Annotated in this window: 13 protein-coding genes; all 13 read right to left on the reverse strand. The window is 42.9% G+C overall.

The genetic code is table 11. The annotated features are described in order from the left end of the window. Nucleotides 1-26: 26 nt before the first annotated feature. Nucleotides 27-659: an orotate phosphoribosyltransferase gene (pyrE, locus tag BFU02S_RS00465; protein WP_066365116.1), complete on the reverse strand. Its 633-nt coding sequence runs from the start codon at nucleotides 657-659 to the stop codon at nucleotides 27-29. After that, on the reverse strand, nucleotides 656-1,372 hold the full coding sequence (gene pyrF, locus BFU02S_RS00470) for an orotidine-5'-phosphate decarboxylase (protein ID WP_066365118.1): 717 nt from the start codon (nucleotides 1,370-1,372) through the stop codon (nucleotides 656-658). Before pyrF ends, pyrE begins: the two co-directional genes overlap by 4 nt. Further along, nucleotides 1,344-2,285 carry a dihydroorotate dehydrogenase gene (locus BFU02S_RS00475; protein ID WP_066365121.1) on the reverse strand — a complete coding sequence of 314 codons (942 nt, stop codon included), beginning with the start codon at nucleotides 2,283-2,285 and terminating at the stop codon, nucleotides 1,344-1,346. Before BFU02S_RS00475 ends, pyrF begins: the two co-directional genes overlap by 29 nt. Further along, nucleotides 2,282-3,052 (reverse strand): dihydroorotate dehydrogenase electron transfer subunit, encoded by a 771-nt coding sequence (locus tag BFU02S_RS00480; protein WP_066365124.1) that lies wholly within the window; start codon nucleotides 3,050-3,052, stop codon nucleotides 2,282-2,284. Before BFU02S_RS00480 ends, BFU02S_RS00475 begins: the two co-directional genes overlap by 4 nt. Beyond that, the gene (carB, locus tag BFU02S_RS00485) at nucleotides 3,049-6,255 is read right to left on the reverse strand and encodes a carbamoyl-phosphate synthase large subunit (RefSeq protein WP_066365126.1); all 3,207 of its coding nucleotides are present in this window, start codon (nucleotides 6,253-6,255) and stop codon (nucleotides 3,049-3,051) included. Before carB ends, BFU02S_RS00480 begins: the two co-directional genes overlap by 4 nt. Then, the gene (locus BFU02S_RS00490) at nucleotides 6,248-7,336 is read right to left on the reverse strand and encodes a carbamoyl phosphate synthase small subunit (RefSeq protein WP_066365128.1); all 1,089 of its coding nucleotides are present in this window, start codon (nucleotides 7,334-7,336) and stop codon (nucleotides 6,248-6,250) included. Before BFU02S_RS00490 ends, carB begins: the two co-directional genes overlap by 8 nt. Beyond that, nucleotides 7,333-8,619, reverse strand: a complete 1,287-nt coding sequence (gene pyrC, locus BFU02S_RS00495) for a dihydroorotase (RefSeq protein ID WP_066365129.1) — start codon at nucleotides 8,617-8,619, stop codon at nucleotides 7,333-7,335. Before pyrC ends, BFU02S_RS00490 begins: the two co-directional genes overlap by 4 nt. Further along, nucleotides 8,579-9,520, reverse strand: coding sequence for an aspartate carbamoyltransferase catalytic subunit (locus BFU02S_RS00500; protein ID WP_066365131.1), 942 nt, complete (start codon nucleotides 9,518-9,520; stop codon nucleotides 8,579-8,581). The genes pyrC and BFU02S_RS00500 overlap by 41 nt, the downstream gene beginning before the upstream one ends. A gap of 157 nt (nucleotides 9,521-9,677) precedes the next feature. Beyond that, nucleotides 9,678-10,994 carry a solute carrier family 23 protein gene (locus BFU02S_RS00505; RefSeq protein WP_066365134.1) on the reverse strand — a complete coding sequence of 439 codons (1,317 nt, stop codon included), beginning with the start codon at nucleotides 10,992-10,994 and terminating at the stop codon, nucleotides 9,678-9,680. 163 nt (nucleotides 10,995-11,157) lie between these two features. Further along, nucleotides 11,158-11,700, reverse strand: a complete 543-nt coding sequence (pyrR, locus tag BFU02S_RS00510) for a bifunctional pyr operon transcriptional regulator/uracil phosphoribosyltransferase PyrR (RefSeq protein ID WP_066365143.1) — start codon at nucleotides 11,698-11,700, stop codon at nucleotides 11,158-11,160. 177 nt (nucleotides 11,701-11,877) lie between these two features. Continuing rightward, a complete protein-coding gene (locus BFU02S_RS00515; RefSeq protein ID WP_066365144.1) occupies nucleotides 11,878-12,783 on the reverse strand; it encodes an RluA family pseudouridine synthase in 906 nt (301 codons plus the stop codon). Continuing rightward, nucleotides 12,755-13,261: a signal peptidase II gene (gene lspA / locus BFU02S_RS00520; RefSeq protein WP_066365146.1), complete on the reverse strand. Its 507-nt coding sequence runs from the start codon at nucleotides 13,259-13,261 to the stop codon at nucleotides 12,755-12,757. The genes BFU02S_RS00515 and lspA overlap by 29 nt, the downstream gene beginning before the upstream one ends. 71 nt (nucleotides 13,262-13,332) lie before the next feature. Then, nucleotides 13,333-13,614 carry a hypothetical protein gene (locus BFU02S_RS00525; RefSeq protein WP_066365148.1) on the reverse strand — a complete coding sequence of 94 codons (282 nt, stop codon included), beginning with the start codon at nucleotides 13,612-13,614 and terminating at the stop codon, nucleotides 13,333-13,335. Between the last annotated feature and the right edge of the window lie 116 nt (nucleotides 13,615-13,730).

Genomic DNA, 13,730 nt, shown 5'->3' on the forward strand with positions numbered 1-13,730 from the left:
AAAGCCCCGGTAAACGGGGCTTTAGTTTATTCAAACTGCTTGCTCCATGCCAAAGGATCATTGCTCCAAGATAACAGGCTTTTCTGGTCTTCTTTACTGATATAACCCTTTTCAATAGCAACTTCCACCAATTCTACAAAGTTAGTTAATGAATAGCTTTGAATGTCTTCCTTGGCAAAAGCTTCTTTTCCTTTTTCAAGTCCATATGTAAAAATGGACACAGCTCCAAGAACTTTGCAGCCAGCTTCTCTTAATGCCTGCACTGCCGTAATGACACTGCCGCCGGTTGAAATTAAATCTTCCACAACGACTATACTTTGACCTTCGTGTACTTTTCCTTCAATTTGATTGCCTTTGCCATGACCTTTTGGCTTCGAACGTACATAACACATTGGTAAATTCAAAAGTTCACTAACCCAGGCGGCATGGGGGATCCCGGCTGTTGCGGTTCCGGCAATCATTTCAGCATCCGGGAAATGCTCTTGTATCAAGTTCTTTAAGCCTGAAGCGATCTCCTTTCTAACCTCCGGATAAGATAGGGTCAGCCGATTATCACAATAAATCGGAGCGCGAAGCCCTGATGTCCATGTAAACGGCTCGTTCGGCTTCAATGCTACGGCATTTATTTCTAAAAGCTTTTCAGCAACTTTTTGGTTCATTGTTGTACTCCCTTCCAAGCTTCAAGCCATTCTAGATAACTTTTTAACGGATCAGCTGATCGTGTTATGGAACGTCCGACCACAATCGCACTAACTCCGGCATTTCTAGCATATTCAGGTGTAGCTACACGTTTTTGATCCGCTGTCTCGTCCGATTGTCTGCGAATTCCCGGTGTGACGGTAAAAAAGTCAGTTCCCAGCTGTTCCCTAATAGAAGCCACTTCCCATGCAGAACAAACGACTCCATCCAAGCCGGACTCTTTGGTAAGGGTTGCATAATGCAAAACAGATTCTTTTAAGGTGACAGGGATGAGCTGTTCTTTATTCATTTGTCCTTCAGAGGTGCTTGTCAGCTGTGTTACAGCAATACAAGCTGGACGTTTGCTGCCTGCCGGCGTGCCGGCTTCTAGCCCTTCGATTGCTGCCTGCATCATTTCTTTCCCTCCTGCAGCATGAACATTTACAAGATCCACTTCAAACCGGGCCAGTCCTTTCATGGCACTTCTTACTGTATTCGGAATATCATGCAGTTTTAAATCGAGAAAAATCTGGTGACCAGCTTCTTTTAACAGCTGAATAATGGAAGGACCTTCTTGGTAATACAACTCCATTCCCACTTTGACAAACAGCCGGTGATCGCTAAAGGGGAGCAAGAATTTCCCGACTTCATCACCGTTAGCAAAATCAAGCGCGATGATAAGTGCGTTGTCCATGTTCTTTCCAGCTCCTTCCTTGACATTCACTGATATGTTCAAAACCCAGCCTATCCAATAAAGCTGGAAGTTTTTCAATAATATCCGGGCAGACAAACGGATCAACGAAATTCGCTGTGCCGACAGCAACGGCGCTTGCACCTGCATAGAAAAATTCGATCACATCTTCCGCCGAAGAGATTCCGCCCATTCCAATGATCGGAATGGAAACTGCCTGACTCACTTCATAAATCATCCGAATAGCAACCGGTTTTACTGCAGGACCTGATAAGCCTCCTGTACGATTGGCCAAAATCGGTTTTCCTGTTTTCATATCCAGTCTCATGCCGACTAATGTGTTGATCATTGTCAACCCGTCGGCTCCGCCGTCTTCCACCGCTTTGGCCATTTCAACGATATTCGTGACATTTGGTGACAGCTTTACATAAACCGGAACATCAGAAACTTCTTTTACTTTCCAGGTTAACTGCTTTGCCACCTCCGGGATTGTTCCAAAAGTAATCCCGCCATGTTTCACGTTCGGACAGGAGATGTTCAGTTCCAGCGCATGAACATTTGGCACTTTGGAAATTTCTCTCGCTACTGCCACATAATCTTCCTCAACTGATCCGGCAACATTGGCAATAATCGGTACATCATATTGTGAAAGCCATGGAAGCTCTTCGCCAACGACCTTTTCAAGACCGGGATTTTGGAGGCCGATTGCATTAAGCATTCCAGCGGCAGTTTCCGCGACCCTCGGTGTCGGATTGCCAAAGCGGGGCTCTACTGTTGTTGCTTTAATCATGATTGCCCCAAGAAGGCTTAAATCATAGAATTGACTATATTCGCGGCCAAATCCGAAGCAGCCGGAGGCCGGCATGATCGGATTTTTCAATTTTAAACCTGGCAGTTCTATATTTAATTTACTCAAATGAATACCTCCCCGGCACGGAAAACAGGTCCATCGCTGCAGACTTTTTTATAAGAAACACCGGACAGATCATTCGGCCTCTTACAGACACAGGCAAAGCAGGCGCCGACTCCGCAGCCCATCCGTTCCTCCAATGACAGAAACAGTTTCTTATTTGAATACTTTTGTTCGATTGCCCGAAGCATCGGGGTCGGGCCGCATGTATAGAGAATATCGAACTGTAAGTCTTTCATAATATCCGTGACAAATCCTTTAAAACCATAAGAGCCGTCAACGGTTGTAACGAACGTTTCACCATTCTGTAGAAATTCTTGCTCATAAAAAACGGCCGATTTTGTTTGAAAGCCAAGAACATGGATCACCTTGACGCCTTTTGCCTTCAATTGCTTAGATAGTTCATAAAGTGGCGGCACGCCAATCCCGCCGCCAACAAGAAGTGCCGTTTCCCCTGCTGATACTTCTTCAATTGGAAAACCATTCCCTAACGGACCGAGAATGTCCACTTCCATCCCTTCAACCATTTCCGCGAGAAGTGTTGTTCCTTTACCTTCCTTACGATAAATCATCTTTAATTGTCTGGCTTCTTTATCATATGAAGAAATGCTGATCGGTCTTCTTAATAATGGATCATGCTTGGCCACCCGAATATGCACAAATTGCCCGGGTTCAGAGATTTCCTTTACTAAATTTGCCTTGATCGTCAGCTCATAAATGTCTGCAGCAATTTCCCGCTGGCCAATAATTCGGCATAATTCTTTTTGGATCACGCAAACACGGCCTCCCTTTCTTCTGCTGCCATTGGTTCTGCCGAGAAGTTCATTGATTCAATTACTTTCAAAATCGCTTCTGCAGTATCTAATGAGGTCAAACATGGAACCCCATTTTCGACAGCCTCACGTCGGATTCTAAAGCCGTCACGCTCCGGCTGTTTTCCTTTTGTTAATGTGTTGATAATAAACTGAACTTCGCCATGATGGATCACATCTAACAAAGTCTGTCCCGTTGCTCCTATTTTCTTGACTACCTGTACGGGAAGGCCGGCATCTTCCAGCACTTGTGCGGTGCCGCTCGTTGCCATTAAACGGTAGCCAATTGCGGAAAACCGTTTTGCCAATTTTAAAGCTTCCTGCTTATCCTTATCGGCAACTGTAAACAAGACAGTCCCAAACTTTTGGATATTCATACCGGAAGCCACTAAGCCTTTGTAAAGAGCTTTTTCCAGAGTAACATCCTTGCCCATCACCTCACCGGTTGATTTCATTTCCGGTCCTAGTGAAATATCAACATCTTTTAATTTGGCAAAAGAGAATACGGGAACCTTTACAAATACACCCTCTTTTTCTGGAACGAGTCCAGGTGTATATCCTTGAGCAGGGATCGATTCACCTAGAATAGCTCTTGTCGCAATTTTTGCCATCGGAATGTTCGTAATTTTACTCAAAAATGGTACGGTGCGGCTTGACCTTGGGTTTACTTCAAGCACAAATACTTGATCTCCTGATAGAACGTATTGGATATTTAATAACCCGATGATGTTTAACCCTTTCGCCATTTTTACTGTATATTCTACCAGTGTTTTCTTCACGGCTTCGGATAATGTCTGCGGCGGATAAACGGCAATTGAATCTCCTGAATGGACACCAGCTCTCTCAATATGCTCCATAATTCCCGGAATCAGCACATTCTGCCCGTCACATACAGCATCCACTTCAATTTCCTTCCCGGTTAAATAACGGTCAATTAAAACAGGGTGCTCAGGATTCACTTTGACTGCATTTTTCATATAGTGCAGCAGCTCTTCTTCACGGTAGACAATTTCCATTGCCCGGCCTCCGAGAACATAGGAAGGGCGAACAAGAACCGGGTAACCGATTTCTCCTGCGATGATCAGCGCCTCCTCAACTGATAGCGCCGTTTTTCCAAGCGGCATCGGTATGTTTAATTCGCGAAGAGCTTGTTCAAATTTATCTCGGTCTTCCGCGCGATCCAAATTCTCTAGGCTCGTTCCCAAAATGGCAACACCATTCGCTTCGAGTTTAGCAGCTAAATTAATTGCGGTTTGCCCGCCAAACTGGACAACAACTCCGATTGGTTTTTCAAGGTCGATGATACTCATGACATCTTCAATAGTTAGTGGTTCAAAATATAGTTTATCGGAGATGCTAAAATCCGTTGAAACCGTCTCCGGGTTGTTGTTAATAATGATCGCTTCATATCCCGCTTCTTTAATTGCTTTTACAGAATGCACAGTAGCATAGTCAAATTCAATGCCCTGGCCAATGCGGATCGGTCCAGACCCAAGAACAACGACACTTTTTCTCCCGGGTACAATGGATTCATTTTCTTCTTCATATGTGCCATAGTAGTAAGGGGTTTCCGATTCAAATTCTGCCGCACAAGTATCAACCATTTTATAAACAGGTACAATACCAGAACGTTTTCGAAGCTCATAAATTTCTGCTTCGGTCCGTCCCCAAAGTTCGGCAATTTTTTTATCGGTAAAGCCCTTTTGTTTGGCTTCCAAAAGAAGCTCTTTGTCAAAGAGATTAGCGCGAAGCCGTTCTTCAAGTTTGATAATTCCTTCCATTTTCTTCAGAAAGAATAAATCAATCTTACTCCACTGATGGATCGTTTCAATCGTGATGCCGCGTTTTAAACCTTCCGCAATATAGAACAGTCTTTCATCTCCCGCTTTTTTAATCCGTTTTTCCAACAGTTCATCATCAATAGCTTCTGCCCCGGTCAATTCGAAATGGTACACTCCGGCTTCAAGAGAGCGGATGGCTTTTAGAAGCGACTCTTCAAATGTACGGCCGATCGCCATAACCTCTCCTGTTGCCTTCATTTGTGTCCCTAATGAACGGTTGCCGGATTCGAACTTATCAAATGGCCATCTTGGAATTTTGGTAACAACATAATCAAGTGCAGGTTCAAAGCTTGCATAGGTTTTGCCGGTTACCGGGTTCAACATTTCATCAAGCGTCAGCCCGACCGCAATTTTTGCTGCCAGCTTGGCAATCGGGTAACCAGTTGCTTTCGAAGCTAATGCCGAAGAACGGCTGACCCTCGGGTTTACTTCAATAACATAGTATTTGAAACTGTCTGGATCTAATGCAAGCTGAACATTACATCCCCCTTCAATCCCAAGAGCGCGGATAATTTTCAGCGATACATTTCTTAGCAGCTGGTATTCCCTGTCACTTAAAGTCTGGCTCGGTGCCACAACAATGGAGTCACCAGTATGAACTCCTACCGGGTCAATGTTTTCCATATTACAAACGACAATCGCATTGTCTCCAGCATCGCGCATGACTTCATATTCAATTTCTTTATATCCAGCAATACTCTTTTCCAGAAGACATTGATGTACTGGGCTGTTTTTCAGGCCGGTTTCTACAATTTCTTCAAGTTCTTCTTCATTATGACAGATGCCTCCCCCTGTTCCTCCAAGCGTAAAGGCAGGGCGGACAATTACAGGGAAGCCGATTTTCTCAACGAAAGCTTTTGCTTCGGCTAATTCATGAATAATTTCACTATCGGGTACTGGTTCATTTAGTTCGTTCATTAAGCTTCGAAACAGTTCACGGTCTTCTGCCTGATTGATAGCTGACAGCTTTGTCCCGAGGATTTCCACACCACATTCTTCAAGTACTCCGGATTTCGCCAGCTCAACAGCGAGATTAAGTCCTGTTTGACCGCCAAGTGTTGCAAGCAATGCATGAGGGCGTTCCTTGCGGATAATTCTTGAGACAAATTCAACAGTTAATGGTTCAATATACACGCGGTCCGCAATTTCAGTATCTGTCATGATTGTCGCTGGATTGGAGTTTACGAGAATGACGCGATACCCTTCTTCTCTAAGAGCAATACAAGCCTGAGCTCCGGCATAGTCAAATTCCGCTGCCTGTCCGATCACAATGGGACCGGATCCAATCACTAGAATGGAGTTAATATCTGTACGTTTAGGCATTGGTGATAACCTCCTTATTTGCTTCCATCAATTCGAGAAACTGATCAAATAATTGTCCTGCGTCTTCCGGTCCTGGAGAAGCTTCCGGATGATACTGAACCGTAAATGCCGGATAGTCCAAATGTTTTAGCCCTTCGATTGTTCCATCATTTAACGCGATATGGGTAACTGCAAGTCTAGTACTTTTAATCGATTCAGGTTCTACTGTATAACCATGGTTCTGGGATGTCATGGCAATTTTCCCTGTTGCCAAATCTTTTACAGGATGGTTGGAACCACGGTGGCCAAACTTCATTTTCACCGTGTTTCCCCCGCAGGCAAGAGCGAACAATTGATGCCCAAGGCAAATGCCAAACAGCGGAATTTTCCCTAATACACCTTTCAACATATCAATCGCTTCCGGAACATCTTTTGGATCTCCAGGCCCATTTGAAAGCATAATTCCGTCCGGACGAAGCTGAAGAATCTCCTGGGCTGTTGTATGGTATGGCACAACTACCACGTCACAGTCCCGTTTATTTAATTCTCGTAAAATGCCGTGCTTCATCCCAAAATCGACTAGAACAACTCTCTTTCCTCGCCCTGGGCTTGGATAAGGATTTTTTGTTGAAACCTGCCTTACTTGATCGATTGGAAGCTGTTTGCTTTTCAATGAATGGATGATATCTTCTGCATTTTTTTCGATGCTGCAAATGGCACCTTTCAATGTCCCGTACTGACGGATAATTCTTGTTAGCTTTCGGGTATCAATTCCAGAAATTCCTGGGATTTTTTTCATTACGAAGTAGTCGTCCAATGTATATTCGCTGCGCCAATTTGACGGAAAATCGCAAGCTTCTTTCACAATGAATCCTTTAACCGCAGGGTTGATGGACTCGAAATCATCGCGGTTAATTCCATAGTTACCAATTAAGGGGTAAGTAAGGGTGACAATTTGTCCGCAGTAGGATGGATCGGAAAGGATTTCCTGGTAACCTGTCATCCCTGTATTAAATACAACTTCACCAACTGTTTCCGTATCGGCTCCGAATCCTTCTCCGATAAAAATCGTTCCATCTTCCAAAATCAGCTGTCTTTTCACGCTGTCACACATCCTTTTTCCCAAACTATTTGTCCTTCTGAAATGGTCATAACCGGCCATCCTTTACATTTCCAGCCTGTAAACGGGGTATTTCTTCCTTTTGATAAAAACTCGTCAGGATTGATCGCCCGTTCTTCATCCAAATTTAAAATTACGATGTCAGCCGCTGCTCCCACTTCTATTGTTCCATATGGCAGGCCGAAAGCTTCTGCCGGCTTAATGGTTAAATAGGCAATTAATTCTTCAAGGGTTATAAGATTTTTCAACACCAATTCGGTATAGAGGAGCGGGAAGGCTGTCTCCAAGCCGACAATCCCGAATGGAGCAAGCACCATTCCTTCGCTTTTTTCAGCTTGTGTATGCGGTGCATGGTCCGTTGCGATAAAGTCAATGGTTCCATCAAGAAGCCCTTCGATTAATGCGGCACGGTCAGAATTAGACCTTAGCGGCGGGTTCATTTTATAATTGGCATTTAATCCCGGAATATCATCCTCCGATAATAGCAGATGATGCGGGGTCACTTCCGCTGTTACATGAATTCCGGCTCTCTTTGCATCCCTTACTACACGGACAGATTCTTTTGTACTGATATGACAGACATGATAATGACAACCGGTTGCTTCGGCTAAGAGAACATCCCGGGCAATTTGTACAGATTCGCAGACAGAGGGAATTCCGTTTAATCCATATTGTTTCGAAAAAGCACCTTCATGGACACAGCCTTTATTAATCAATGAATTTTCTTCACAATGAGCGACAATCGCCATATCCAACTCCCGCGCCTTTTTCATTGCCTCAAGCATCATTGCCGCCGACTGAACTCCTACACCATCGTCCGTAAAGGCGAAAGCACCTGCATCTTTCAAAGCCGCAAAATCAGTCAGTTCCTGACCAAGCTGTCTGGTAGTGATCGATGCATAGGGCAATACCCGGACATGAGCCGTTTCCTTGATCCGCTTTTGCAAGTTTTCCATTTGTTCTTTCGTGTCAGGTACCGGTCTTGTGTTTGGCATAGCAGCTACGGTTGTAAATCCGCCCCGGGCAGCGGCAAGTGTTCCAGTCGCAATCGTTTCTTTCTTTTCCCCGCCTGGTTCACGGAGATGGACATGGAGATCAACAAATCCCGGAGCAACGAAGAGTCCTGATGCATCTATCATTCGATCAACTTCCGTTTTAATTTCATCAGCGATTTTTGTGATCACACCATTTTCAATTAAAATATCAGCTTCGTTTTTTTCTCCGTTAGATGCTATGAAGCATGCGTTCTGAATTAGCAGTTTCATAGTTATTTCCCCCTTTAAGACTTTCAATTGACCGCTTTAATACAGCCATTCTGACAAATACGCCATTTTCCATTTGTTTGAAAATCCGCGACCGCTTGCACTCTACAAGACTATCAGCGATTTCAACATTCCGGTTGACCGGTGCAGGATGCATGATAATACTGTGCGGCTGCATCATCCTTTCTCTTTCCAATGTCAGCCCGAATTGGCGGTGGTATTCATTCGCAGTAAAACTCCCTTTTTGGCTATGACGCTCATGTTGTACACGAAGTAGCATAACAACATCTGATTCACGGATTGCCTCATCAATAGGTCGATAACTTGTAAGACTAAATTCCTGGTCGAACCATACTTCCGGACCGGAAAAAATCACCTTGGCCCCAAGTCTTGTCAAAGCATCTGCGTTAGAGCGGGCTACTCGGCTGTGTCGGATATCTCCGATAATCGCAACCTTTAATCCTGTAAATCTGCCAAATTCTTGATAAATGGTCATCAGATCAAGCAAAGACTGGGTCGGGTGGTGACCGCAGCCATCTCCGCCGTTAATAATCGGAATATTGACTTTTCCAACTAATTCATCAAAATAACGGTCTTGCTGATGTCTGATCACAATGATTTCTACACCAATTGCTTCCAACGTTTTCACTGTATCATAAAGAGTTTCTCCTTTTTGCACACTCGAGGTCAGCACTTCAAAAGGAATCACTTCTAAACCTAATTTTCTTTCTGCCACTTCAAAACTGGATTTTGTTCTTGTACTTGGTTCGAAAAATAAATTAGCTGTAAACATTTGTTTGTCAGGCTTCCATTGTTTCCCTGCCTTAAAATCGCTTGCTTCATTCAGAATTTGATAAATCTCCGACTCCTTTAATTCATTCGTTGTCAGTAAGTGTTGTAACATCCCATTCCCGCCTCTCGTTTTTGTAAAAAAACACCCTGAACCTTTTGGTCAGAGTGTTTTACTTCTTGCTTTTACGAGGAAAGACAGACATGTCTCTCTATTCCCCGCAAACACCCTTATAAGCCTCTCTGGACTTCTTTTAAAAGGTTTTCTTTTTTTATGCGGTTTTTTTATGATTTTCTTTTGTGTCTAATTCACCAAACATATTTGCATCTGCCGGCTGTCTGCCAGGGAGAATTAGATTCAAGACTACTCCAAAAATCGCTGCAAGAGCCATTCCTTGGATTTGGAATTGTTCGGTAATTTTTATAAAGGCACCACCTATTCCAACTACTAAAATAACCGATGCAATCACAAGATTTCGATTATTGCCAAAATCCACCTTGCTGTCTACCAGCATTCTTAAGCCTGATGAAGCAATGATACCAAACAGGAGAATCGAAACCCCTCCCATGACAGGTGTCGGAATGGAGTGGATTAAGGCTGATACCTTTCCAATAAATCCAAACAAGATGGCGAAAACGGCTGCACCGGCTATAACATAAACGCTGTAAATTTTGGTTATGGCAAGAACGCCGATATTTTCACCGTAGGTCGTTTTTGGCGGCCCGCCGATTAAGGAAGAAATCAGCGTTGCCGTCCCGTCTCCAAGGATAGAGCGGTGCAGGCCTGGATCCTTAATAAAATCACGCCCTACTACTTTACTAAGAACAAGCTGGTGTCCAATATGTTCCGATAAAGTAACGATCGCTACAGGAGCCATCAGAAGAACAATATCTACCGAAAATTTTACTTTATAACTAACAAACGGGAAGATGAAATTTGGAATTTCAAACCATGGTGCCGTAATAACCGGCTTGAAATCTACAATTCCTATCAGCAGTGAGTAAACATAGCCGACGATAATTCCGCCAAGGATCGGAATAAAACTTAAAAATTTCTTCCCGAAAATCGTGAATCCAATCGTTGCAGCCAAGGTTACAAGCGCTGCGGAAAAATGAAGCAAGCTGTATTTATGAGTAATCGGATTATTCATCGCCATACCTACAGCCGTTCCTGATACGGCTAATCCGATCACTATAATGACCGGACCGACAACAACCGGCGGTAGTAAATTCATGACCCATTTGTATCCAGCTCTCTTTATAATTAAAGAAACAATTCCATAGATGATTCCTGCCAGGAATGTTCCCACCATAGCTTCCCCAGGTCCGCCTGCCGCTTTAGCATAAATGATGGGAGCAATATATGCAAAGGATGATCCAAGATAAGCAGGAACTTTTCCCTGGGTGATCAAAAGAAACGCCAATGTGCCAAGACCGCTGGAGATTAAAGCAATCGCAGGGCTTAAACCTACAAGATATGGAACAAGAATAGTTGATCCGAACATGGCAAATAAGTGTTGCAGACTTAATGTCAACCATTGGGCGGGTTTCGGCTTATCATGTATATCCAAGATTGGTTTTTCGGTCATGCTTTCTCCTCCATTTTTAAATAAGTATTTTTTATTAGTCTGGCTTTTTCTTTATAAAAAAACCTCTTTGCACCAAAGGAACAAAGAGGAATAAACAACCGAATCTATCGACGTTTTTTCCCCTTTGCCAGCCTCGCAGGACTGCATTTAAAAGGGAATGTATTTATTTATCATATATACATACTTGATCAATCTGATCTACTTCAAGCAGCTCGACCACAATTCTTTCATTACTAGATGTAGGAATGTTCTTCCCGACATAATCAGCACGGATCGGCAATTCCCGATGGCCGCGGTCAACTAAGACAGCAAGCTGGATGGAGCTTGGACGACCAATGTCCATTAATGCATCTAAACCTGCTCTTACAGTTCTGCCGGTATATAATACATCATCTACAAGGATTACTTTTTTATCGCTAATTTCAAACTCGATATTAGATCCCTTAACAAGCGGCTCTTGAGTATTCGTTTTAATACTTAAATCGTCGCGATATAGCGTGATATCCAGTTCACCAACAGGAATGGGGCTGCCTTCAATTTCAGCTATTTTTTTGGCAAGACGCTTGGCCAAATAAATTCCCCTTGTCCGAATACCGATAAGAACGCAATGTTCAATTCCTTTATTTTTCTCAATGATTTGATGTGCAATCCTTGTCAATGCTCTTCCGATCGCCTGCTCGTCTAGAATAAGTGCTTTTTGCTTCATGGTATCACCTGCTTTTCTTAAAAATAAAACCTCCCGCCGCCGGCGAGAGGTAAACGTATGCTTACAAGGAGAACACAATGCTCCATTCTAGACCGTTCCTTCTCAGCCTCATAGGACCGAATTAAAGGCATATTCAACTATAGTTAGCATAACGTGATCGTTTCATAATGTCAACGATTATTTTCTTAATTGATCGACAAGCTGTTCTAAACAATCCGGAAGCGGTGCTTCAAATTCCAAATATTGATTAGTCCTTGGATGGACAAAGCCTAAAATTCCGGCATGCAGTGCCTGTCCATCAATATCCAACGTCTTTCTCGGTCCATACTTAGGATCTCCTACCAGCGGAAAGCCAATGTATTTCATATGAACACGAATTTGGTGCGTTCTTCCAGTTTCTAACTGACACTCAACAAAGGTGAACTCTTTGAAGCGTTCAAGCACATGAAAATGAGTGACAGCGTGTTTCCCATTATCAACAACCGTCATACTCTGACGATCTTTCGGATCCCTGCCAAGCGGTGCATCAATTGTACCATGGTCATGGGGGATTACTCCATGAACAATAGCTTTATATTTTCGTGTAACAGTTTTTTCAACAAGCTGATTAACAAGGCTTTCATGGGCCAAATCATTTTTGGCTACCATCAATAACCCGGACGTATCCTTATCAATCCGGTGGACGATTCCAGGTCGTAAAACCCCATTTATACCGGATAAATCTTTACAATGAGCCATTAGACCGTTAACCAAAGTTCCGGTCATGTGCCCTGGTGCAGGGTGAACCACCATTCCTCTTGGCTTATTAACAACTATGACATCTTGATCCTCATAGTAAATATCTAAATCCATTTCTTCCGGTATAACATCAAGAATTTCCGAGTCAGGTATCATGATTTCGATATGGTCATTGATACTGCATTTATAATTCGTTTTAACTTCCTTCCCATTCACCAGCACATTTCCTTCTTTGATCCACTGCTGTACCTGAGTTCTTGACCATTCTTCATCAAGACCGGAAATGACTTTATCAATCCTCTCTCCATTCTCCTCGTCAAGAATGATGTGTTCCATTTTCTCCATAAGTTTTCTCCTTTGTACCTCTCTCGTCCAACAACATTTGAATAATCAATAATGCTACTCCAATGACTAATGCGGAATCCGCAATATTAAAGACTGGGAAATTGTAGCCAAATATATAGGTGTGAATAAAGTCAACTACTTCTTTACGAAATACACGATCAATGAAGTTGCCGATTGCCCCGCCAAGCATCAATGCAAGCGACATTCCGAACAGCGGCTTCCCTTTTGCTGCTTTACGTAGATAATATGTAATCGCAACAATGACAATAATCGTGATCACATAAAATAACCACATTTGCCCTTGAAGAATTCCCCAGGCTGCTCCCCGATTGCGATGTGAGGTAATATACAAAACATGATCAATGACCGGAATACTTTCCCCATAAAACATATTTTTGACAATTAACCATTTCGTCAGCTGATCTAAAAGAATAACAAAAAGTGCAATTAAGTAGTACACTAAGAAATACCCCCACATTTAGCCTATACTTCTTATGAATTTTAGCATACTTAATTGCAAAAGGACAATGTTCCAGCTGCAAAAGAAGGTTAAATTGGTTTTTTCCAAAAGTTTTCGATTCTTTCTGTATCCTTTATTGACCTGATGGTTGGAATGGCAGTTAAAAATTCAGTTGGGAGTAATTCTCCGGAGATTTCACAATATCCAAAATTCCCTTCAGCCATTTTGAATAAAGCCTTATTCACATCAGCCAATTCATCTTCCAAAATCGCTGTCAGCCAATTCTTTTCTTTTTTAGCTGCCAAAGAATGTTCAATTTCGGTTTTTGTTTGACGGAGTTCCAATAATAGCATTTGGGTGTCAGCATTCATGTTGTTCCCTCCGTTGATTCATTGTTGTTTTATTATTACCACTAGGGCTTCGCTGACGCTGAAAAAGATTTGACATCATAGGAAAATAATAAAAGCCCTGCTTTAGCGGAGCTTTC

Source organism: Neobacillus fumarioli NBRC 102428 (assembly GCF_001591485.1).
Classification (GTDB): Bacteria; Bacillota; Bacilli; order Bacillales; family Cytobacillaceae; genus Neobacillus; species Neobacillus fumarioli.